The sequence below is a fragment of the Labilibaculum sp. K2S genome, assembly GCF_030372765.1.
Taxonomy (GTDB): domain Bacteria; phylum Bacteroidota; class Bacteroidia; order Bacteroidales; family Marinifilaceae; genus Labilibaculum.
The window spans coordinates 28,034-51,774 of record NZ_JAUCMW010000014.1 but is presented as its reverse complement, the minus strand read 5'-3'; the positions used below and the strand labels follow the sequence as shown (position 1 = coordinate 51,774).

Below are 23,741 nucleotides of genomic sequence, written 5' to 3'. Positions count from 1 at the left end.
AAATGTATAAAATATCAGTTTACAATGGATATTTTGAGCAAATAGATTCTGTAAAATTAAATTTAATTGATTTAGGTTCCTTAGATATCAATTCATTCAGCACACCAATTCTTTTAAAAAAAGGACTATTTCCAATAACGTATATTACAGAATCTGGATTGTTCTATTCTGCAAATGTGGATAGTAAAGGGGTACATGAAAACTTGATTATTAATATTGACAACAATGGTTTAATATCCATTAATAATGATGAAAGATAAAAATCATTACTTCGTAGCCACATACATCTCAAGTCGCTCAAAATACAATCCCAATTACAAAACACCTCTAATGGACTCTTAAAAAGAATCAAAAAGTTCACTTTTGAGCTTATCCAGCAATTCTCTATTGGAATTTTAATACTCTCAAACGTTCCCCAATTTTAGCTATGATCAAACACATTTAAACTACGGCTCAAACCTAAACCTTCATAATTTTCAATTGCAATAGTTTTCTTTCAAAATAAATTAATTCCCAAGTGTATTCAGCTTGTTAAAAGTCTTTTCAATTTCTGAAATTACCGGTTTTGAGATGCCACAATCCTGAGCTATATACTTCCACTTCGAAAGGGCTTCTTTTACCCTCTCAATTATTAATTCAGGTTTCTTAATTCCAAAATGATCTGCCAATTTCAGCAAGTGCTTTTCACCGGGATTCCTGCTCTCTCCTGCCACCAGGGTACTGTGTATGCCATAAGCCGAAGTAGAGAATGTAAGATCGTAGGCAGGTGCCATTTTCCAGTTTCCTTTGCCATCCATTAAAAAGGAGAAGTTTTTACTGTGATCATCCCGGTTGTGGGCAAACACATTAAATACAGCAAGCCGAAGAACTTTTTCATAGGCATTTACATGCTTTTCGAGTCGAAATGCACAATCCATCAAATGACCGTAATCCATTGTGCTCATTCTAAAATTATCGTGCATTAAACCACTGGCAGTATGCACATGAAGTCTGCCCGTTTTTGTTCTGTCGAAACGCCTGGTACCAAAGTAAGTTTGGTCTGTTTTGCCATGAAACAATTGACATTCACTCATTTCTATTCCTGCTTTCAGAGCCATTTGATAGTAAGCATATTCAATTTTGGCAATTTCCTGATTATCCTGAGATGATGGGAATTTAATCAACCATTCTTCAAAACCATCCTGCATTTGATCATATCCATGAACCAGTTCGTTGTTTTGTTTATTGAAGCCTACTAAAATTTTAGGACGGGCTCCACCTGAAGATCCTCCCAAAGTGAAAAGCTCTTCTATCATCTCTGTACTCTCCCCTTTTAGAACATGCTTCATCTCCTGAGCAATTGTATCCAATTCCAATTGCTTATCAAAATCACGTTTACCTTCCTGTTGTGGCTGATAACACAAAGCTCCCAATCCGGTCTTGCCCACATAAGCCAATCGATCCAAAGGTGTTAATCCATAAATATCAATTTCCTTGGAACTTAAACTTCGATCTAAGAGCAATCTGCCCCAACCATCTGGTAATGAATCGTTAAAAACTCCGTAAAGCCCTTCAAATGGTTCTTTTTCAGCATTGCTTATTTCTCCAGTAAATGGAAGTTTTAGAGGTGAAATATTTAATCCTGTCTTTAAAAACTCCTGATGATATCGAAAATAAATCTGTCTGTTATTCACAACCAGCTCTCCCACCTCATAAGTTTTCTCTTCCAACTTAAGAGAGACCAATATGTTTCTTGTCTCTTCCATTGTCTAAACTTTTGAAGTAAATAAATTCTCAATACCTGATTGATCTTCCTGAGCTTGAAACACATTTTCAAAATCTTGAAGACGATTCATTAGATGAGCCAATTTTAAAAGTGATTCCAATGAAATTTTCCCAGTGTTTTCAAAACGCTTCAGGCTTCCTAATGACACTCCTGAACGTTCAGCCATCTCAATCTGAGAAAGTTTTAAATGTTTGCGCAAAATCTTATGGCGTTCTGCCAAGGCTCTGCTAATGTCTGATGGTGTTGTTGAGAGTGAATACATATAGTTAATATTTTAGCTAAAAATACACATTTTAAGCATAAATAGCTAATATATTAATCCACAACTTAATTGGATGTAGAAATAAAATTGATCCATTTTTTGCCATAAAAAAATCCTTCCGAAAATATCGAAAGGATCATTTTGTACCCAGGGCCGGGATCGAACCGGCACGGGTTGCCCCACTGGTGTTTGAGACCAGCGCGTCTACCAATTCCGCCACCTGGGCATTGCTTTTGAATGCGATGCAAATATAGATGTTTGTTTCAATCCAGCAAAACAAAAGCTGTCTTTTTTTTCAAAAAAAACTCACCCCTGAGATCTCTGCAAAACGGGCAAACATCAGATGTGCTGAGCTTCATTTAATTATCTCAAATAAACTCCTGCTGTTTTATTTCTTCCTGCAGCATCATCGAAGAGAAAAAGTGGATCCAATATCGAAAGAGAAAATGCAATTCTCACTTTGCACGCAAAAACATCTTGGCAATTCACATCAGGATTCTCTATATTAGCATAAAGATTATTGATTTGTTATAATCTGTTTGCAAAACTACATTTGAGTAAACAAAATAAACACAAAACATAAACTAAAATTTTCTGACATGCCAAACTTAGCCACCAATTATCTTGGATTGGATTTAAGCAGTCCTATTATAGCTGCAAGTTCGGGTCTCACCGACTCTATTGAGAAATTAATTGAATTGGAAGTTCATGGCGCCGGAGCTATCGTTCTAAAATCCCTTTTCGAGGAAGAAATAATCATGGAAATGGATGAGAAAATACTCGCCATGACCAGCCGTCCGTATGTATATCCTGAAACTTTCGACTATATGGATGAAGATCCTCAGGAAGATACCGTTCGTAAATACCTAAGACTGATAAAAGAAGCCAAAGCAGCCGTTTCTGTTCCAATTATTGCGAGTATTAACTGTGTAAGTGCTCAAAAATGGACTTATTTTGCCCGGGAAATTGAAAAAGCCGGTGCCGATGCTTTGGAAATCAACTTATTTGTTCTTCCTACGGATATGAACAGAACCGGTGATGAAAACGAGCAGATTTACTACGATGTTCTTAAAACTGTAAAAGATCAGGTTGCCTTGCCCATTGCCTTAAAAATAAGCCCTTATCATTCCAATCTGTCCAATCTAATCAAACGGCTTGATGATATGAATGTGGATGGAATTGTAATGTTCAATCGCTTTTACAGTCCTGATTTCGACATTAAAGATTTAAGTGTAACTAACGGCCAAATTTTATCGGGACCAGACGATTACAAGAATTCCTTACGATGGACAGGAATCATGTCGGAACGGGTAAAATGCTCCATTGCCGGTACAACAGGTATTCACACATCCGAAAGCATTATAAAACACCTGCTTGCCGGTGCCGATGCCGTTCAATTGGCCTCTGTACTATACAAAAACGGCCCCGAATACATCGATGTTCTATCGAAAGAAATTTATGCATGGATGGAAGAACATGGATTTAAGAGCATTCGTGATTTTAAAGGCAAAATGAGTCAGTCTAAATCCAATGATCCGGCGGCTTTCGAAAGAGTACAATTCATGAAACAATTCAGAAACTTCGTGATGTAGAATGTAATTTCTCAAATTATAATTATCAAAATCATCAGAACCCGAATCACAGACGATTCGGGTTTATTTTTGCTTTACAAACAGTCATTCATATGATTATAATTGTATGTTTTTGCCATATGGAACTTACCCTGCTGAGAATAATCATCTCCCTGTGTGTCAAAATGACTTTGGCATGGACGTTTCATATGATATAAATCATAGGGAAAATGCCTTACAATCATTATCTTGTGAATTGCGAATTTAAAAAATTGAATGCTAACCCCTTTTTGGTGGATATCCGCACTTCTGCCAAAAGACAAATCATACGAAAACATGAAACGTCCATGTATAAAACTTTCTGCGCACAGGGGGATGATTATAATGGTAAGTTCCATGTGGCAAAAACTTAAAATCATAGACACATGAAAGATTTTGGAGTTCAGGAAACACTAAAACGCCTTGGCATTGATCCAATTAACGAAGGAGTTTCAACCGGTACGAATTGGTTCGATTGCAACGGTGCAGTAACCGAATCGGTTTCTCCCATTGATGGATCTGTAATCGCAAAAGTGAAAAATGCCAATGTCGCTGATTACGAAAAAGTGCTGAAAACTGCTCAGGAAGCATTTAAAGTGTGGCGGAAAATACCGGCTCCAAAACGAGGCGAAATAGTTCGTCAGATTGGCAATGCACTTCGCGAGGCAAAAGATGATCTGGGAAAATTGGTTAGCCTCGAAATGGGGAAAATTTATCAGGAAGGATTAGGCGAAGTTCAGGAAATGATAGATATCTGCGATTTTGCAGTGGGCCAATCAAGAATGCTTTACGGATTTACCATGCATTCCGAGCGTCCGGATCATAAAATGATGGATCAGTACCATCCGCTGGGAATTGTGGGTGTAATTTCTGCTTTCAACTTTCCGGTTGCTGTTTGGGCATGGAACGCAATGCTTGCTGCGGTTTGCGGCGATGTGATTATCTGGAAACCCAGCTCGAAAGTGCCGTTGTGCGCTCTGGCTTGTCACAACATCATTCAAAAAGTACTAAAAGACAACAACGTACCCGAAGGTGTTTTCAACTTGATCGTTGCAAAATCATCAGTAATGGGTGATAATTTTATAGAAGACAAACGCGTTCCCTTAATTTCGGTTACCGGATCGACAGCCATAGGCAAACGGGTTGCCGAAAAAGTGGGTGCCCGCTTGGGAAGAACCATTGCCGAATTGGGTGGAAACAACGCAATCATCATGGCTCCTTCGGCCGATTTAGACATGGCCATTCCAGGAATTGTATTCGGATCGGTTGGTACGGCCGGACAAAGATGTACCTCTACCCGACGTTTGATTATCCACGAAAGTATTTACGAGGATGTTAAAACCCGTTTGCTGCATGCATACAAACAGGTGGAAGGTAAAATTGGCAATCCGTTGGATGAAAAAACATTGGTTGGCCCCGTAATTGACAGCGGTGCCGTAGAAGTATACAAACATGCCATTGCTGAAGTAAAAAAGGCCGGTGGTAAAATTGTTTACGGTGATAAAGTACTGGATGGTAATTTTGTGGTTCCTACCTTCTGCGAGGTTGAAAATCACTGGCAAATTGTTCAGGACGAATCTTTTGTTCCGGTTCTTTACATCATGAAATACAAAACCATCGACGAAGCCATTCATTTGCACAATGATGTGCCGCAAGGTTTATCCTCATCGATTTTCACCATGAACATGCGCGAAGCTCAAACCTTTATTTCTGCCATTGGAAGCGATTGTGGAATTGCCAACGTAAACATTGGAACATCGGGTGCTGAAATTGGCGGTGCTTTTGGCGGCGAAAAGGAAACCGGCGGCGGACGCGAATCGGGTTCTGATGCATGGAAAACATATATGAGAAGACAAACAAACACCATAAACTATGGCGTAGATCTGCCGTTGGCACAAGGAATTAAATTCGATTTTTAGACACAACACACCAAACACTTACATTTTAACAGATGTAAATACCTCAACAATCGTTGGGGTATTTTTTTAAAGAATAAAGCTGTAATCTATGAAAGCAAGCGTTTTTTATCCCGACAGTTAGTGGTACCGTACCACGACAATCGATGGTAAAGCACCTCGACAACCATTGGTATGCATCGACGACAACCATTGGTAAAGTACCACGACAGTGATTGTCGAAATACTACCCTTGTGCTTGTAAATATCACATTCCGAATCCGCTGATTTTCAGAAATTCAGATGTTAATTTTTATTTTTCCTGATACTTTTATCTTATTACTTGATGCTTTATCGGACAGCAAAATATAAATAACAGGATTACAACCAATTGCGCGATACTTTAATTCGAATAAAGATGCAGAATATCCTACACATAATTTTTTAAACATTCGATAAATTGCTATTTTTGCTCCATTACTATTCCACGCAACCTACCAAATATGTTGAGAAAAATTTTAACCTCCTTACTAATTCTTTTGCTTCTGACAATTACCGTTTTAGGCTACTTATACCTTCAAAAACAACGCGAATACAAAGGAATAGATCCTTTCTCGGCCATTCCGGTTAATTCCGAGATGATAATTCAATTTGAGAGTCTGGAAGATTTAATCACCAAATTGGAGAACAATACCGGTGCCTGGAAAGAGCTGAGCAAATTCGATAAAATTGCTGACATTAATAAAAATCTTCAATTTGTAGACAGCCTGATCAGTCATTTTGATTCGGAAGGCACTTTATCTTTGGATCGGTCGTTTACCATGGCGAGCCATTTGCAGGGTAAAAACGAAATTGAATACCTGTACATTCTTCCGATTACTGATTATCTGGAAGAAAAGAAAATTAAAAATGCCATCATTAATTGGGTTGGTTTGGACAGATCGGTTTCGGAACGGAAATACCACAACACAACATTATATAGTATTCCGCCTCAAACCCCAAAGGATAAAGGAATTCACTTTACTTTTTCGAAAGGATTATTTATTGCTAGCAGATCGATGTTACTGGTGGAAAATTCGGTGTTGCAGCTAAGTACCGAGAACTCCATTTACAATTCGAAGGGCTTTGAACAAATTCGCCGTACAATCGGTAAAAATGTAGATGCCAACATCTTCCTGAACCTAAAAACCTTTCCCAAACAGGTTTCCTTATCACTCGACAAAGATTACAGCAAATTTATCCGGAATTATACCAATTTCGCGAACTGGACAGAGCTTGATCTTAGTTTCAGAAATAAAATTATTTTGCTAAACGGATTTACTTACAGCGATCCTCAGCAAGGCAACCTAATGAATCTGTTTCTTCAGCAAGAACCAGTTAAAATGGAAATGGAATCGATGATTCCATCGAGTACCAGTATTTTGGCCATACTGGGTATTGATGATGCTCTTTTACACAAAGGGAAATACCGGAAATACCTTGATCAGATGGGGCAATTATCCGAATATCTGAAAAACATTAACGACGTAAAAAAGAAAACCGGAGTGGATTACGAAGAAGCAATCTATTCTATTATCCATAAAGAAGTTGGTATTGCTTTTACCGAAGGCCAAACCAACAAACGCTTCACCATTATACGAACTAAAAGTGCCAGTATTGCCAAAGAAAAAATGCTGGAAATGATTAATGGCAAGGCAAAAAAAGAACAACGCACTCTTGCTTACTACATGCGCACTTATCATCTCGACAAGGAAACCAGCTTCGATATTTTCAGATTGCCTGAAGATCAACTGCCGGAAAAGCTTTTTGGAAGCTTCTTTGCCGGCACCTCATCGGCCTATTTCACTTTTATCGATAATTACATGGTGATGGGATCTGATATCAGCTCTCTTTCCGAATTTATTAAGGAATCGGTTCTGGGTAAAACCCTGAATACCAATCAAACCTACATGGAAAATAAAGAGTTCCTGTCCAATAAAGCGAACTTTTATTTGTATGCTTCAACACCACGGGCAAACTCATTTATTTCGGGATTCCTGAATGCCAATCTGCAAAAGGCGATTCACGCCCACAAGCAGAGCGTAAATAAATTTCAGGCTGTCGGCCTGCAGTTAAGCTCGAACAGAAATCTGATTTACAACAACTTATTTATCGAATACGATCCGATACTGGAATTGGCTCCCCGAACCGAGTGGGAATCGAGGTTGGATACCTGCTTTGCTCACAAACCCTATTTGGTTCAGAATCATTACACAAAGGAGAATGAAATTTTGGTTCAGGATATTAACAATCAGCTGTATCTTTTAAATCCATCGGGACGTGTGTTATGGAAAAAAGCTTTGGAATCTCAGATTGTAGGAACGGTTCAGCAAATAGATCTTTTTAAAAATGGAAAACTGCAGTATTTATTTGCCACCAAAAACAAGCTTAATTTGGTAGATAGAAATGGTGACAATGTGGGAAATTATCCGATAAAACTAAAGGCTGAGGCTGTTCAGGGTGTTTCTATCTTCGATTACGACAACAACAAAAATTATCGGTTTTTTATTCCCTGCAAGGATAAAAATATTTATGCTTACACGAAAGAAGGCAGGACTCTTACGGGTTGGAATCCGGCTAAAGCTGAAAATGAAATTAATTGCGAAATTCAGCATTTTCGGGTAAAAAACAAGGACTACATTGTTTATGCCGATCAATATCGCATTTACATCCTAAACCGCCGTGGCGAAGAAAGAATCAAATGCAAAGAGCAGTTTTCAAAATCGAAGAACAACCCCTTCTTTTTGGAGACATCTGTTGGAAATATCAGCGACAGACTGGTAACTACTGATGTTAACGGAAATATATACTATTGTTATTTTGATGGAAGCATTGAGAAAAAAACATTCACACAACTATCGGATTCACACTTTTTTGTGGCTGCAGATATTGATACCGATGGCAGAAATGAATATCTGTTTGCTGATTACAATCTATTAAAGCTATTTGACGATTCGGGAGAACAAATTCTCGAGAAAAAGTTCGATTCCAATATTAGCTTCCGCCCTAATGTTTACAGCTTCTCGCGAAGAAATATTGAAATTGGAATTTGTTTGGAAGATGAGAACAAAATCTTTCTGATTGATAAAGAGGGAAAAAACCATGAAGGATTTCCACTGAAAGGAAATACAGAATTTTCAATCGGCTTCTCAAAAACCGGCGATAAATCCTTTAATCTTTATGTGGGAGATAACCGAAACTTCCTGCTCAATTATTCCGTACAATAAATTTTGTCAACAATAACGAAATATTCATGTACCAAAACCAATGGTCTGTACAAGCTGTTGTTTTTTTAGGATTTACAATTAAAGCCTAATAATTTATCATAGCATTATTAGGGTTTCAAATGCTTTGTTCGGTACAATCTATATAAACGCATATAAATAAAAACAACTATGATATTTTAATTTTTCATCTCTTTTGTTCTTTTGAACATCAATACATCAACTAATATGTGTTGTTGGGAACAAAAAACATTAAAAATCCCACTTATATATTAAATTCGTTTTTGCTATATCAAATCAAATCTATATGAAATCAATATTTCGAACTATTTTCCCACTTATTCTTGTTGGAATCCTGTCCATTTCCATTCAATCCTGTTTTAACGGAGACGACTACGACTTCGACAAGCTTTCCGATAAAATAGACTGGACACCCAATATGATTGTACCTGTTGGGTACGGAACTTATTCGCTGTGGTATTTACTAAATCAACATGAGGCAAACCCTGCCGATCAAACTATTACTCTTGATTCGGAAGGCATGTTGCACATCAAATACATGGAAGAAGATATTTTTTCTTATAATGTTGATGAAGTCCTGAACTTTCCCAATCAATCTGCCATAGATTTAAGTTATTCTTTACCAAGTTTTGGTATTGCCCTTCCTTATTCAGCTATTGCCGGATTAGGCTTAAGCGCACAAACTGATCAAATTCAAATCATCACTGGCAACACTGGTATTAAACTTTACGAATTGGATTTGGATGCAAACATTCAATTCCGATTGACAAATCCTTTAAATACTGAGGTTGAAATCACCATTGAAATTCCTAATGGAACTCAAAATGGAAATTCAATCAATCAGACATATACCTTAGCTCCTAATGCAATAAATCAAATTGAAACCTTAAATCTGGCAAACCTAAATTTAACTTTCAACACACCATTCACTACCAATAATGATATTGACATTACTTTTGATATTGATATTAAAGACAATGCCAGTCATATAATTAGCAGTACTGGTGATCTGGGAATTAATCTAACTGTTCAGAACATCAATTTTCAATTGGCCAAAGGTGATTTTGGAAATCAGATCATTACTCTAGATGCTGGAAACTTTGACATGAATGTTGACTTTTGGGATGACATTGAAGGTGATTACCAATTTGCTGATCCCCGCATTAATCTTATCATGGAAAACTCAGTTGGTGTTCCGTTCCAAATTAATGCCGACATCACCGGCTATGCATCGGATGGAAGCAGTGCAGCACTTAATCCGGATGCATTGCAACCTGCCTATCCTGATCAAGTATCTGTTACAAATCCATTAACCATAGATGCAGTAACAGAAACAATAACCTACGACAAAAACAATTCTAATATTGTAGATTTAATGGCTCTGCCACCATCAGACAGATTGGAATATTTTGGAAACATTGCTTTAAACCCGGCTGGAGCCATTGCTCCAACACTAACAACTCCAAATATCATCAGCAGCAGTTCTGCTATTAATGTAGATATTGAAATTGATGTTCCTTTGGATTTTACGGCAACAAATCTGATGCTTAGAGATACGGTAAACGATATTGACATTAGTGATGCTGATAAAATTATGAATGCGGCCGTTGTTATCGTTACTGAAAATGGTTATCCGCTCGACGTAACAATCGATAAAATTTACTTTACTGATGCGGCTTACCATGTAATTGATTCCATTTCGGACAATGGAGTGATTGATGCAGCAACAGTATTTACATCTGGTGCCAATATTGGTGAAGTTGATCCTGACTCGGTAAAAGAGGTCGAGCATCAAATACAATTAAACCAGAGTCAGATAAAAAACCTAAACCTGACCAAAAACCTAATTATAAACGCTGGCGTAAGTACAAAAAATGATGGCGTTCCTGTAAAACTTAAGGGGGATTACGAACTTAAATTCTCCCTATCTGTTCAGGCTCAAATCGATCTTAATAACTAAGCACCCAGACACTCCACTATGATTAAATTTATATACAAAACATCTATAGCAGGATTGATATTTCTGTTTTTATCCGTTTCGGCTTCATCCCAAAAAATGAACAACACTTTGTATTTAATGCAAAATGTTCCTCAGTCGAATCAATTGAATCCGGCAATTCAACCCGAATGCAAAGTCTTCGTTGGCTTTCCGGCCCTGAGTTCAATCTATCTGAATTACAGCAACAGCAGCTTTGGTTACAGCGATATTATTAAAGATGGCACAGGAATCAGAAAAGATTCTTTAGTTGTTGATATCAACAGTTTTCACGATGCATTGCAAACAACCAATTTTGTATCGCAGCAATTTGAACTGACTCTTTTTGCTCTCGGAATACGCGCAAAAGATTACTTTTTCACTCTGGATGTGATTGAAAAGGAAGATTCCCGTTTCAGTTTCGATCAGGAAATGGTAACATTTTTGAAAGATGGCAACGCCTCATACAGAGGAAGAACTGCGAATTGGGGCGGACTGGGATTGGATGCAAGTTACTATCACGAAGTAGCCTTGGGTGTATCGAAAAAAATAAACAACAAATGGACGGTTGGTATCAAAGGAAAAATGCTGTTTGGTATTGCCAACATGCACATGGAAGATTCCGACATGTCTGTATTCACCTCTGCTTCCGGTAACGAAATTGTTTTAAATTCAGAACACCGTCTTCGTGTTTCCATGCCAATTAATCAAATCGGTTTGGATGCTGACGGATATGTGAACGACATTAACATAGATGGTGATAATTACGATGCAGATTTCTTCGCAAATACCGATAACAAAGGTTTTGCCGTTGATTTGGGTATGACTTACCAAATGGATGAAAAAACACGTTTATACGCCAGTATATTGGATATTGGATCGATTAACTGGAAAACAGATGGTCATGAATTCTCCCAAAAAGGCTCGTTTACCTGGACAGGAGCCGATTGGTCGCAATCGGGAAATTCAAAAGACCCAAACTACAAAGAAATTGAAGATGTATTTAATGATTTAACAGACTCAATTGCTGACGAATTTCGCGTAACAAACGGAATAGATTCGTACAAAGTAGGTCTGCCAACCAAAATTTATTTAGGCGGGACACACGACCTTAACAAAAGAGTAAACGTAGGCGCATTGAGCAGAACCGAAATTTTTAACGGTAAAATTCAATCGTCATTAACATTCTCAGCCAACGCACGTTTCTTTAGAAACCTTAGCACTACTTTAAGTTACTCGGTGGTTAACAATTCGTACAACAACATTGGTTTTGGATTGGCCACCAAATTGGGTCCAACACAATTTTATGTGGTTAGCGACAATGTAATGGCAGCCATTAAACCAAACACAGCTCAACTGGCAAACATTCGTTTCGGAATTAACTTTTTGTTTGGCTGTAAAGACAAAACAAAGAAAAAAGACTCCTGCTCTTTCGAGGATGAAGTTAAAAACAAGAAGAAGCCATTGTACAAGTAAATCAAACGATTTTTTAGCTCCATAACGGAGAGTTTACATCAATTTGAATTCGAGACTGCCTTGAGGGGCAGTCTTTTTTTTGATATTACAAGGATCTTCTCTGTGTTGCTTCGTGGGCTCTGTGGTGAGAAGATAAAATATCAGTAACTTAAGCCACGCAGGACACAGAGAGAAACTGCAGAATATCCCTAACAATATTTACTGATCAGTGATTTACGAACCAAAAAAATTATTCCTTATTCTACGGGAAAAATTCTTACCGATAAGCAGTGTTGAGTGGCAAAAAAAAAATTAATATCAATGGAATGCGTTAGGGATTGCAGTGAAAACCCCACAGCGAAAAATGAGCGAGGAGTTGCAGCGAAAAGCCCGCCCGCAGGGAACGCCCAAAAGCAAATGCCGAAGAACATCAAAAAAAAAAATGAAATGCTTATATTTGCCTTTCAAAACAAAAGAATATGGCATTTATTAAATTTATAATCATAGCTGTTGGGATCTACTACATATTAAAGTGGATTTTGAAGGCAATATTCCCGTTTTTAGTGAAGAAAACCTTCGATAAAATGCAGGAACAAGCCAAGCAACAGCAGCAGCAAACCAGAAAAGAAGGTGAAGTAACCATTGATAAACCATCGGGCAAAACAGGCGATCCGCACAAAAAAGATGTGGGCGACTATGTTGATTTCGAAGAAGTGGATGATTAAAGGTTAAGCTAATAGCTATTGGTAGTTGGCCATTAGCTTTTTAACATTACACTTACCTAAACTTATTATTCAAAATATCTATAAAAACGCTATAAATTAATTGGATGTAAATCCATTGAATCGTATTTTTGCCTTTCCCTTTGGAAATTATACAATGCTAATAGCCAATGGCTAAAAGCTAATAGCTTAAAAAATTAACCTCAAAATATAAGATTTATGGCTCAGGAAGATGTTTTCAAAAAACTGGTAGCTCATTGTAAAGAATACGGATTCGTGTTTCAATCATCGGAAATTTATGATGGATTGAGTGCCGTATATGACTATGCGCAGCTGGGTGTTGAATTGAAAAACAATATTAAAAAATACTGGTGGGATTCGATGGTGAAACTGCATGAAAATGTAGTAGGTATTGATTCAGCTATTTTTATGCATCCTACTATTTGGAAAGCTTCGGGCCACGTTGATGCTTTTAACGATCCGTTGATTGACAATAAAGATTCGAAGAAACGTTACAGAGCTGATGTTTTAATTGAGGATTTGCTAGCCAAGTTTGAAGGAAAAATGGACAAGGAAGTTGAGAAGGCAAAAAAGAGATTTGGTGAAAGTTTCGACGAAGCTCAATTTCGTGCAACCAACCCCCGTGTATTGGCAAACAAAGAAAAAATGGATGCTGTACATGCCCGTTTTGTTGAGGCTTTGGATAAGAACGACCTGGACGAATTAAAACAGATCATTGTTGACAATGAAATTGTTTGTCCGATTTCAGGATCTAAAAACTGGACTGATGTTCGTCAGTTCAACCTGATGTTCTCAACCGATATGGGTTCTACTGCCGATGGAAGCAGTAAAATTTATCTTCGCCCGGAAACGGCTCAGGGTATTTTCGTGAACTACCTGAACGTTCAGAAAACCGGTCGCATGAAGATTCCTTTTGGAATTGCCCAAATTGGCAAAGCATTCCGTAACGAGATTGTTGCCCGTCAGTTTATTTTCCGTATGCGTGAATTCGAACAAATGGAGCTTCAGTTCTTTGTTCGTCCGGGTGAGGAAATGAAATGGTTCGATGCATGGAAAGCAACCCGTATGAGCTGGCACAAAGCTCTTGGTTTTGGGGAAGAAAAATACCGTTTCCACGATCACGATAAATTGGCTCATTATGCCAATGCAGCTACCGATGTTGAATTTAAATTTCCATTTGGATTTAAAGAGGTAGAAGGAATTCACTCCCGTACCGATTTCGATTTAAGTCAGCATCAGAAATTTTCCGGTAAAAAAATTCAGTATTTCGATCCTGAGTTAAACGAAAGCTATGTTCCTTATGTAGTGGAGACTTCGATTGGAGTTGACCGTATGTTCCTGCAGATTATGTCGGAAGCATACATCGAAGAAAAAATCGAGAAAGAAGACGGTAAGGTTGACGAGCGTGTGGTACTTAAATTGCCTCTTGCTTTGGCTCCGGTTAAGCTTTGTGTGATGCCTTTGGTAAAAAAAGACGGTCTTCCGGATAAAGCACGTGCAATTATCAACGATCTGAAATTCGATTTCAACTGTCAGTACGACGAGAAAGACTCAATTGGTAAGCGTTACCGTCGTCAGGATGCCATTGGTACTCCTTTCTGTGTGACTGTTGACCATCAGTCGTTGGAAGACAATACAGTTACTATTCGTCATCGCGACAGCATGGAACAGGAACGTGTTGAGATCTCTAAATTATATGCTATTGTTGAGGATCATGTAAGCATGAAAAAATTGTTCAAACAATTGAAATAGAAAGATTAGATAGGAGATATTAGCTTTGAGATGTATGATTTAAAGATTCTTCTCAGCAACTTTTAACATCAATCTTCCAGATATATAAATGGCCATTCTTTGTAAGGATGGCCATTTTTTTGTTTTAATATCAATCACTTCCTCATTTTTAAGCTTTCCCTCGCTTTGGGAGCAATTTCATTATTAAACCTAATTAATAACTCACAATTAAGAATTATTTTAGATCCAACATTTACTAAAAAAAACCAACGAACCAATGAAAAACTTACTGAGCCTATTATTAATTTTAGTCGTATTCGCCTATCAAAGCTTTGCATGTACTACAGCCGTAATTTCGGGCAAATACACGAAAGATGGTCGCCCAATGATTTGGAAACTTCGCGATACTGAAAATTTCGAAAACAAACTGAACTATTTCACCGATGGCAAATATCCTTACATCGGCATGATCAATTCGAATGATGAAAAAGGTGAACAGGTTTGGGGCGGTTCCAATTCAAAAGGTTTTGCCATTATGAACAGCGCATCATACAACGTGAACCTGACAGATACCACTTCGTTTAAGGATCAGGAAGGCTATTTCATGAAACTTGCCCTGCAAACCTGTGCCAATCTGGAAGAATTTGAACAATTATTAAAAGACCGGCCAAAACCAATGGGCTTGGCTGCTCATTTTGGTGTTCTCGACGCAAAAGGCAACGCAGCGTTTTACGAAGTGAACAATCAAACTTTCACAAAATTTGATGCCAACGATCCCACTCAGGCTCCAAACGGATACATTCTGAGAACCAATTTCTCCTTTACCGGAAAAAAAGACATTGGATATGGTTTTATCCGTTTCCAAACAGCTCAGGATCTATTTTATCAGGCCGATTCTTGTGGTAATTTAAATGCTCAAACCATTATTCAGGATTTTTCGAGGTGCTTAAAACATGCTGTACTAAAAAAGGATTTCCGACAAGAATTTGAAAGCACTCCTTACGGGGCTCATTTCATAAATTCTGACGACATGATTACCCGTCACGGTTCCTCATCCATGATTTTAATTGAAGGCATAAAAAAAGGTGAGGCTTCTGATATGAATACCATCTGGACACAAATCGGTTTTCCGAATACATCAATTGCACTGCCTGTTTGGGTAAAAGGCGGCGATAGCTTGCCTGAAGTTCTGACTGCAGATGGATCAGGAAATTGTCCGTTGAACAAAATGGCTCTGAATCTGAAACACAAATGCTATCCGATCAGCCGTTCTGCGGGATACAAATACCTGAATGTTTCTGAATTAATCAACTCCGAAAAAATGGGAATAATGCAGCAATTAGAACTTGCCGAAATTAAAATTTTCAAAAACACATCAGATTCAATCAATGAATGGCATAAAAACCAACCAACTATTAAACAAATTCAAGAATATTACAATTGGTTAGACGAATACACAAACTTAACCTACCAAATGTTGGGGAACTAAAATCACACAAAGTACAATTGGCTTGATAATTATACTCTTGAAACCTACAAATTCTGAACTCAACAAAGCTTGTTTGTATAGATTTACTGGAAAAAATGGTTTAGATGAATCGAATTTTGCAGTGAAAGCCAGGAAGGTTTTGAGCAGATGCGAGCTTATGCGTACACATGCATACCCCATCATGTGTACGCACCTATACCCCTTCGTATGTACACACCTATACCCCCTGATGTGTACCCATGTATCCCCACTAATATATGCACAACTACCCGAAGTGCTTATTTTTCAACAGAATAGGCATTCTGCTTAGCTCGAACCCGCGCCAGCCGAATACAGCAGACGCAAAGAACGAGGCCGGAAAATACTTACTGTAAAATATTAAGTGAAGCACGAAGCAAAATATTCCGTGCTTTTTGTATTTTAGGGGCGGAATTAAACAATTAAAATTAAAAAATATGAATTATGAATTGATTCACTACTAATTCATAACTCCTAATTCATAATTACCATGAGCTTCAAGTCGATTATCAAGTCCCTTATTCCCCATTTATCAGCCATCATCATTTTCCTAATTATTGGATTTGCATTTTTCCAGCCTGTATTGGATGGAAAACAGCTCCGAAAAGGGGATACCCTGAATGCCCTTGGCTACAAAAAGGAAATCATGGATTTTAGAAAATCCACAGGTGAAGATCCTTTGTGGACCAACTCGATGTTTGGAGGAATGCCTGCCTATCAGATCACCGTTGAGTACAAATCGAAGTTCATGCACTTCTTTAAACAAGCCATGGAATTGAATACTCCAAGTCCGGTACGTTACCTAATGATCTATCTGATTGGATTCTACATATTACTCATATCTTTGCGCGTAAATCCCTGGCTCTCCATCGGAGGTGCCATTGCCTATGCCTTTTCGACCTATTTCATAATCATAATCGGTGCCGGCCATCTCTGGAAAGTAAATGCCTTGGCCTTTATTCCACCTGCCCTTGCCGGGATATTGCTTACGTTACGAGGAAAATACATATTAGGCGGGTTACTCGCCTCCTTCTTTCTGATACTCGAGCTGTATTCCAATCACATACAAATGACCTACTATTTTCTGATTACGGTTCTTTGTATTGTCGCCTTTGAATTTTACTATCGCTGGAAACAGAAGGAGTTAAAGCAGTTTTTTACTGCCATTGGTGTTTTAGCCATTGCATCCATTTTGGCAGTGGGTGTGAATAGTTCCAATCTTTTCAATTCATACCAATACGGAAAACAAACCATTCGTGGAAAATCGGAACTGACATTAGGCAATAAAGACAACAAAACTGATGGTCTGGATAAAGATTACGCTACCCAGTGGAGTTATGGTGTTCAGGAAACCCTAACCTTGCTGATTCCTAATGCAAAAGGTGGTGCCGGATCTCCTCAGGAAGCAACTCAGCTGGTGAGTTACCTAAGTGGGGGCCAAATTGAAAATGTAGCCAAATACTACGATATTGAACCAATAAAAGATCACCACTACTGGGGAAATCAGCCTTTTACAGCCGGTCCTGTATATGTTGGTGCGGTTATTCTATTCTTATTCTTCCTGGGATTGATTATTGTACCCGGTCGTTTTAAATGGGGACTCTTAACTGCCACTATTTTAGCCATCATGCTTTCGTGGGGACATAATTTCCAATTCCTTACCAATCTGTTTTTAGATTACTTTCCTCTGTACAACAAATTTCGGGTAGTTTCTTCCATTCTGGTTGTTGTTGAGTTGTGTGTCCCAATTTTGGCGATTTTAGCCGTTAAAAAAGTATTGGATGAGCCTGAAATCCTGAAGAAAAAAGTAAAATTATTTTCTGTGAAGTCAAACGTATTGGTTTTACCATTACTCTTAACTGCCGGAATTTCATTGCTTTTGTATTTACTTCCAAATCTTTTTCTTGATTTTATTACTCAGGCTGAAACAAGTTATTTTGCCCAGATAAAATCAGGAAACCCAAATGCGGTTACTTACATCAATCAAATTCAATCGGACATTTTTAATGCCAGGGTTTCTATGTTTAGAGCCGATGCTTTACGAACCATTCTTTTTGTTGTTTTAATTGCTGTTCTCCTTTTCGGATATGGCAAAAAATGGTTGCAGTCGAATCTTCTAATTGCCGGTATAGTTGTTCTGATTCTGGTCGATTTATGGCCGGTTAACAAACGCTTTTTAAATGCAGATAGCTTTGTTCCTAAAAAAGAACTGAAAATTGCATTCAATCCTACTCAAGCCGATTTTGAAATTCTGCAATCTGAGTTTTCGGCTCGACCGGAACTGCACGCATTGGCTCAAAAAGCTCAGGATGAATACAAAAAAGAGAACCGTAAAGCAAGCAAACTGGAATTGGCTATTGTCCCTTTCACCGTTCTCAATCAGCACAGTAATTACAGGGTTTTAAACACCTCTGTTCAAACCTGGCAAAATGCAAGTACTTCCTACTACCACAAATCAATTGGGGGTTATCACGGAGCCAAGTTGCGACGTTATCAGGAATTAATTGATCATCACATCACAAAAAACAACATGAAGGTGATCAACATGCTAAATACCAAATACATCATCACACCCGATAAAGAGAAGGGAAATAAGGCTCAATTGAATCCTGATGCCTTGGGAGAAGCATGGATTGTTCCCAACTACAAAATTGTTGCCAATGCCGATGAAGAAATCGTGGCTTTAAATACCTTCGATCCTGCAAAAGAAGCTTTAGTTGACAAGCGTTTTGCTTCTCAACTGCAAGGATTTACAAGTCAGGCAGATTCTTCCGCAAGTATTTCAATGGAAACCTATGCTCCCAATAAAATAACCTATCAGTTCCATGCAAAAAGTGACCAATTGGTTGTATTCTCCGACATTTATTACCAGCCGGGCTGGAATGCCTATGTTGATGGGAAACTTACTCCGCACTTTAGAGCCAACTACATATTACGGGCTATGAAAGTTCCCGGGGGAAAACACGAAATTGCATTTAAATTTGAGCCAAAAGCAATGGCAGTTACCGAAAACATATCTGTTGCCAGTATGGTTTTATTCTTTCTTTTACTGGCCGGAGGAATTGTATTTGGAATTAAAAATATCCGAAAAGAGACGATTTAAAATGAGCAGCAAGTATACACGAACCCAACAGTTTGTCAACTTCATGCAAAAAATTATTTTTCTGCATGTTGTGCTGTTTTTAATGCGCCGATTTTATTTCCTATTGGAAAAATTGGTGCCAAAAGACAAGCGAATTGCGCTCTTCTTTTTGACTGAAAAGGTATATTTTGACAATTCGAAGTACCTGTTTGAGTACATGCGCGAAAAAAATAATTTTAACAGCATCCTATTCACGCCTTACAAATCTTTGTACCGTGAATTAAACACTAAATTTCCCGGAGAAGTAGTTTATGCCTGGTCCTTAAAAGGCTTTTCCCTCTTTTTAAGAACAAAGCATGTCATTCTTTCCTATGGAATTAGTGCTGCTGCTTTTAAGCCATACTATTTGCACGAAAAATGCAAAAACATCATCTATTTGGGACATGGTACGCCCATGAAAAAGATGGCCTTGCAAACACCTCCTTGGCGCAAATATGCCAAACACAAGCAATTGCAAAAATACAGCTATATGGCAGGCTGTTCTCCTTTGGAACAAATTATTCATGCCGCAGGATTTAATATTGACATGAACGATGTTTGGGTGAGTGGCTTACCCCGTAACGATTATTTGCTTCAGGATATCAATCTAAGTCCGTCTTTATTGGTTGCAAATCCATTTCTCGACCGTAAAATTATTTTATACGCTCCAACCTGGCGCGAAGAAGGTTACAAAACTCTCTTCTTCCCCTTTGAGGATTTTGATGCAAAAAGGCTTTCCAATTTTTTGGAAAAAGAAGACGCCTACATTCTGGTTCGCGGGCACAAAGAGGATATTAAACGAAAATCTGTTGAAAAAACTCATGATTTCTTTTCCATCGACCGGGTGATAAAAGCAGATCAGGACCGATTCCCCGATGTGTACCAATTATTACCGTACGTAGATATTCTGGTAACCGATTATTCCTCACTTTGGATCGACTATCTGCTTTTGGATCGGCCAATTATTTATTTGCCATACGATTTAGACGAATACAAGCAATACAAAGGCTTTTTTATCGATTTCGAGGAGAATACTCCGGGAGCAAAGTCAAGCACGCAAAAAGAATTTATAACGCATTTACAACGCTATTTCGAACAGCCTCAAACTCATGCCAAGTGGCGCAAAAAAATCAGGGATATGTATCACACTTATCAGGATGCAGAGAGTTGCGAGAGAGTGTTTCAGGAAATTAAAAAATTGAATTGATGAATCTCAACAAATACTCCAAACCAATCATCTTCATTACCACCTTATTGGGCTGGATATTTATTGTTCCAATCACCTACCTTATTCCAAAAAAAAAGAATCTGATGGTGCTTATGGGAGCAAAAGATGGTTTTTTTATTGATAATGTAAAGTTCTTTTTTCTCTACTTATCGGAAAAGGAAAAAGATCAGGAATTCTATTTCCTGACAGCAAATAAAGAAACCTATGAATCACTCAAACATCAATACAGCAACATATTGTACTACCCGTCAGCCAAAGCCTATTGGATTTCGCTGAGATGCAAGGTTTTTGTAGTTGATAATTTTTCGTGGATGGATAATTGCCGGTTTCAATTGTTCTGGCGGGCAAAAATTATTCAAATCTGGCACGGAATAGGCTTCAAAAAAATTCAGCGCGACAATAAATTCTTTATTCAGGAAACCAGTTCGCTCTACCGCAGATTTATCTTAAATTTTGTAGGAAAATTGCCTGTTTACGATGCTCTTATCTCAACGGGAGAATTCTTTACTGAGTATTTTTTTAAGCCGGCATTTATTTCAGATCACTTTATTGATACAGGATATCCACGCAATGACATTATTCTTAATCCGGAAAAATATAAGAATGCCTTAATCAACTCGGATGAGAAAACCATTCGAAAAGTAATTGAACTGCGAAAAACAGGAGTCCGGGCAATCTTATATGCACCAACATTTCGGGATACCGGAGGTGATGGTATTTCCGATGGAATTCTTGACCTTCAGAAATTGAACAAATTCGCCATTGCAAATCATTTTGTATTTATTTTTAAACTGCATCCACTGCCTCAATATAAGTCTATAAGCAACGAATTCGAACGGATTATTTGGTACGATAATGTGAAAGACGTATATCCTCTTCTTCCTGAAACAGATGGTATGGTGAGCGATTACTCTTCGATTTACATGGATTATATTTTACTGAACAGACCCGTGTTTTTCCTGCTGTATGACCGCGAAAAGTACGAAACCAAAGATCGTGAATTACATTCCTTCTTCAACGATTTTATTATTGGACCTATTTCTACCACTCAAGAAAAACTGGAACAGGATTTACTCAGTACATTTACTGAAAATGACAATTTTGTTGAAGCTAGAACCCAAATTATCGAAAAATCATATCTAAATACAGATGATAACAGTTCTCAAAGAATTTTTAATTTCATTCAGGAACATTATCTTCGCAGGAATCAATAAAACAAAATTATGAAGAGAGTAATCACCTTTGGAACATTTGACCTTTTTCACATCGGACATTTACGGATTTTAGAACGTGCCAAAGCACAAGGTGATTATCTTATTGTTGGCATCTCCACCGATGCTTTAAACTATTCCAAAAAGCAGAAAAATCCGATCTACTCAGAAAAAGACCGAAAGCGAATTATTGAATCGCTTAAAGTGGTTGATGAAGTATTCTACGAAGAATCACTGGAATTAAAGGGGGATTACATCAAACAATTCAATGCTGATGTTTTAGTGATGGGAAACGACTGGGAAGGCCGGTTTGATGAATTCAAATCACTTTGTGAAGTGGTTTATCTGGAACGAACTCCATCTATCTCTACTACCGAAATAATTGAGATCATTAAAGAGTAGTTTTATCCTTAGCCGCTGATATCGAAAATAGAAAAGGCTTACCTCAAGCCCAGCCGTTTACTTACAAATGCGTTAAAATCATCCGATACTTGCAAGAAAAAGGTGAGCAGCAAATAAATAACTCCAACCAGAGTACTTCTTACAAGTATATCAAATACAAACCAATCCATCTTTGGCAGCAGATAACCGGAAAAATAAGCCACCAACGCAATCAAAATGACCAATAAGTATTTGAAATTGAAAGGTTGCAACTTGTACTTTTTAAGAAGAAACAGATACTTCGACACATTGAAAACAAATGTTGAGAACAAGGAAGCTATAGCGGCTCCGTTTATCCCCAAAATTGGTATCATGATTAAATTGGTTACAATAACCAAAAGACCATAACCGCCCATAAAGACAGTCTGCATCTTGTAGTAGGGCGAAGCTTGAATCACCACACCGCTAACCCCGGAAAGCATTTGAATTACATTCCCTAAGCCTATAAAAAGAATAATATATTTTCCATCCACAAATCTATCTGTTACTATTTCAAGTACATTATCAATATTCACCCAAATACCAATAAAAAGAAGACTTCCCAGCATGAATTGATGCAAACCGCTTGAGGAGTATATCTGTGCGATGCTTTTTAAATCCTTCCTTTTCCAGGCCTCAGCGATCACAGTACTTGATATTTTTCTCAAAGATCGGGCAGGCATCGAAACCAACACTCCAAAATTTGCCATGGTTCCATATATTCCATTCGCAAATAATCCAATATAACTCACAATCATGATTCGGTCTATCTGATTCGCTAACTTGTCGCTTAAACCATTCAAAATTCCGAACAAAGAAACACTGGTCATCGACTTTCGAAGATCCGGAGTCACAAATTTCAGATTTGACGCAAAAGAGATCTGTCCTCGCCACCAAAGCAATATAAACAGGAAAACTGCAGGAGAACAATAAGCCAATACGTAGAAAAAAACAAATTGAGAGAAATCAATTACTTCTATCCAAAACAGAAAAATAATACTCATATTCAGGATCTTAAACACAATATCCTGAAAAATAGTCCCCGAAACCGCATCGTACATTACCCGGTTATATCCATCAAACAAACTAAAGAACAGGGTAAAAAATACAAGCGGAATTAAATAGATCAGATAATCGAGATATAGCGGGGAATCGTCGTTATAAAGATGAACTGCCAAGGGATGCAGTAAAAAATAAAACAAGAGTGAAAGAAAAAAACCGGCCATTCCAACCCAAAACAGGATAAAAAGATATCCATTATGGTTCCTATTTTCGTTTCGGAAATAAGGAAACAAACGGGCAGTAACACTGTTAAATCCCAAAGAGGAAAATTGTGATGCAACTGTCGTAATAGCACCAAGCCAAAGAATTAAACCAATTTGGTCAGGATTTAAAAACCGAGGAAACAAAATCCCAGTATTTATTAATCCTAAAATGGCTCCAAAATAGGAAACCACGGTTCCTTTAATGGTTTGTTGACGAATGATTCCCACCTTGCTGTTTTTGTGTTAGGTTCTGATTTAATCACAAATTT

The 23,741-nt window shown here is 37.8% G+C and carries 16 protein-coding genes and 1 tRNA gene; 13 read left to right on the top strand and 4 right to left on the bottom strand.

Features of this window, described 5'->3' with window-relative positions; genetic code table 11:
* Positions 1–2 precede the first annotated feature (2 nt).
* Positions 3–260, top strand: a complete 258-nt coding sequence (locus tag QUH73_RS14835) for a hypothetical protein (protein ID WP_289531222.1) — start codon at positions 3–5, stop codon at positions 258–260.
* Positions 261–506: 246 nt separating this feature from the next.
* Here QUH73_RS14835 and QUH73_RS14830 read toward each other — a convergent pair whose 3' ends face one another.
* The 3 genes from QUH73_RS14830 to QUH73_RS14820 form a co-directional block, all read right to left on the bottom strand.
* The gene (locus QUH73_RS14830) at positions 507–1,745 is read right to left on the bottom strand and encodes a type II toxin-antitoxin system HipA family toxin (protein WP_289531221.1); all 1,239 of its coding nucleotides are present in this window, start codon (positions 1,743–1,745) and stop codon (positions 507–509) included.
* Between the two features lie 3 nt (positions 1,746–1,748).
* On the bottom strand, positions 1,749–2,027 hold the full coding sequence (locus QUH73_RS14825; protein ID WP_124993416.1) for a helix-turn-helix domain-containing protein: 279 nt from the start codon (positions 2,025–2,027) through the stop codon (positions 1,749–1,751).
* Between the two features lie 144 nt (positions 2,028–2,171).
* A tRNA-Leu gene (locus tag QUH73_RS14820) sits at positions 2,172–2,253 on the bottom strand.
* A 373-nt stretch (positions 2,254–2,626) separates the two neighbouring features.
* Between QUH73_RS14820 and QUH73_RS14815 the strand changes: the two genes are divergently transcribed.
* The 12 genes from QUH73_RS14815 to QUH73_RS14760 all read left to right on the top strand — a co-directional run bounded on the left by QUH73_RS14815 (position 2,627) and on the right by QUH73_RS14760 (position 22,189).
* Positions 2,627–3,619, top strand: coding sequence for a dihydroorotate dehydrogenase-like protein (locus tag QUH73_RS14815; protein WP_289531220.1), 993 nt, complete (start codon positions 2,627–2,629; stop codon positions 3,617–3,619).
* Positions 3,620–4,023: 404 nt separating this feature from the next.
* Positions 4,024–5,556 (top strand): L-piperidine-6-carboxylate dehydrogenase, encoded by a 1,533-nt coding sequence (amaB, locus tag QUH73_RS14810; RefSeq protein ID WP_289531218.1) that lies wholly within the window; start codon positions 4,024–4,026, stop codon positions 5,554–5,556.
* 479 nt (positions 5,557–6,035) lie between these two features.
* Positions 6,036–8,798 carry a hypothetical protein gene (locus QUH73_RS14805; protein WP_289531217.1) on the top strand — a complete coding sequence of 921 codons (2,763 nt, stop codon included), beginning with the start codon at positions 6,036–6,038 and terminating at the stop codon, positions 8,796–8,798.
* Between the two features lie 304 nt (positions 8,799–9,102).
* The gene (locus QUH73_RS14800; RefSeq protein ID WP_289531216.1) at positions 9,103–10,776 is read left to right on the top strand and encodes a hypothetical protein; all 1,674 of its coding nucleotides are present in this window, start codon (positions 9,103–9,105) and stop codon (positions 10,774–10,776) included.
* 18 nt (positions 10,777–10,794) lie between these two features.
* Positions 10,795–12,267, top strand: a complete 1,473-nt coding sequence (locus QUH73_RS14795; protein ID WP_289531215.1) for a DUF5723 family protein — start codon at positions 10,795–10,797, stop codon at positions 12,265–12,267.
* A gap of 458 nt (positions 12,268–12,725) precedes the next feature.
* Positions 12,726–12,971: a DUF4834 family protein gene (locus QUH73_RS14790; protein WP_289531214.1), complete on the top strand. Its 246-nt coding sequence runs from the start codon at positions 12,726–12,728 to the stop codon at positions 12,969–12,971.
* A gap of 216 nt (positions 12,972–13,187) precedes the next feature.
* On the top strand, positions 13,188–14,741 hold the full coding sequence (locus tag QUH73_RS14785) for a glycine--tRNA ligase (RefSeq protein ID WP_289531213.1): 1,554 nt from the start codon (positions 13,188–13,190) through the stop codon (positions 14,739–14,741).
* A 256-nt stretch (positions 14,742–14,997) separates the two neighbouring features.
* A complete protein-coding gene (locus tag QUH73_RS14780) occupies positions 14,998–16,209 on the top strand; it encodes a carcinine hydrolase/isopenicillin-N N-acyltransferase family protein (RefSeq protein WP_289531212.1) in 1,212 nt (403 codons plus the stop codon).
* A 508-nt stretch (positions 16,210–16,717) separates the two neighbouring features.
* The gene (locus QUH73_RS14775) at positions 16,718–19,330 is read left to right on the top strand and encodes a YfhO family protein (RefSeq protein ID WP_289531211.1); all 2,613 of its coding nucleotides are present in this window, start codon (positions 16,718–16,720) and stop codon (positions 19,328–19,330) included.
* 43 nt (positions 19,331–19,373) lie between these two features.
* Positions 19,374–20,555, top strand: coding sequence for a CDP-glycerol glycerophosphotransferase family protein (locus QUH73_RS14770; RefSeq protein ID WP_289531210.1), 1,182 nt, complete (start codon positions 19,374–19,376; stop codon positions 20,553–20,555).
* Positions 20,555–21,790, top strand: coding sequence for a CDP-glycerol glycerophosphotransferase family protein (locus QUH73_RS14765; protein ID WP_289531209.1), 1,236 nt, complete (start codon positions 20,555–20,557; stop codon positions 21,788–21,790). Before QUH73_RS14770 ends, QUH73_RS14765 begins: the two co-directional genes overlap by 1 nt.
* 9 nt (positions 21,791–21,799) lie before the next feature.
* A complete protein-coding gene (locus QUH73_RS14760) occupies positions 21,800–22,189 on the top strand; it encodes an adenylyltransferase/cytidyltransferase family protein (RefSeq protein ID WP_101309747.1) in 390 nt (129 codons plus the stop codon).
* Between the two features lie 38 nt (positions 22,190–22,227).
* Here the strand turns inward: QUH73_RS14760 and QUH73_RS14755 are convergent, their stop codons facing one another.
* Positions 22,228–23,700 (bottom strand): lipopolysaccharide biosynthesis protein, encoded by a 1,473-nt coding sequence (locus QUH73_RS14755; protein ID WP_289531208.1) that lies wholly within the window; start codon positions 23,698–23,700, stop codon positions 22,228–22,230.
* Positions 23,701–23,741 lie beyond the last annotated feature (41 nt).

Excerpts from the sequence above, each read along its gene's own strand:
- QUH73_RS14800 (WP_289531216.1), top strand. The coding sequence starts at position 9,103 with ATGAAATCAATATTTCGAACTATTTTCCCACTTATTCTTGTTGGAATC.
- QUH73_RS14790 (WP_289531214.1), top strand. The coding sequence starts at position 12,726 with ATGGCATTTATTAAATTTATAATCATAGCTGTTGGGATCTACTACATA.
- QUH73_RS14830 (WP_289531221.1), bottom strand. The coding sequence starts at position 1,745 with ATGGAAGAGACAAGAAACATATTGGTCTCTCTTAAGTTGGAAGAGAAA.
- QUH73_RS14775 (WP_289531211.1), top strand. The coding sequence starts at position 16,718 with ATGAGCTTCAAGTCGATTATCAAGTCCCTTATTCCCCATTTATCAGCC.
- QUH73_RS14835 (WP_289531222.1), top strand. The coding sequence starts at position 3 with ATGTATAAAATATCAGTTTACAATGGATATTTTGAGCAAATAGATTCT.
- QUH73_RS14780 (WP_289531212.1), top strand. The coding sequence starts at position 14,998 with ATGAAAAACTTACTGAGCCTATTATTAATTTTAGTCGTATTCGCCTAT.
- QUH73_RS14805 (WP_289531217.1), top strand. The coding sequence starts at position 6,036 with ATGTTGAGAAAAATTTTAACCTCCTTACTAATTCTTTTGCTTCTGACA.
- QUH73_RS14760 (WP_101309747.1), top strand. The coding sequence starts at position 21,800 with ATGAAGAGAGTAATCACCTTTGGAACATTTGACCTTTTTCACATCGGA.
- QUH73_RS14770 (WP_289531210.1), top strand. The coding sequence starts at position 19,374 with ATGCAAAAAATTATTTTTCTGCATGTTGTGCTGTTTTTAATGCGCCGA.
- QUH73_RS14815 (WP_289531220.1), top strand. The coding sequence starts at position 2,627 with ATGCCAAACTTAGCCACCAATTATCTTGGATTGGATTTAAGCAGTCCT.
- QUH73_RS14825 (WP_124993416.1), bottom strand. The coding sequence starts at position 2,027 with ATGTATTCACTCTCAACAACACCATCAGACATTAGCAGAGCCTTGGCA.
- QUH73_RS14765 (WP_289531209.1), top strand. The coding sequence starts at position 20,555 with ATGAATCTCAACAAATACTCCAAACCAATCATCTTCATTACCACCTTA.
- QUH73_RS14795 (WP_289531215.1), top strand. The coding sequence starts at position 10,795 with ATGATTAAATTTATATACAAAACATCTATAGCAGGATTGATATTTCTG.
- amaB (WP_289531218.1), top strand. The coding sequence starts at position 4,024 with ATGAAAGATTTTGGAGTTCAGGAAACACTAAAACGCCTTGGCATTGAT.
- QUH73_RS14785 (WP_289531213.1), top strand. The coding sequence starts at position 13,188 with ATGGCTCAGGAAGATGTTTTCAAAAAACTGGTAGCTCATTGTAAAGAA.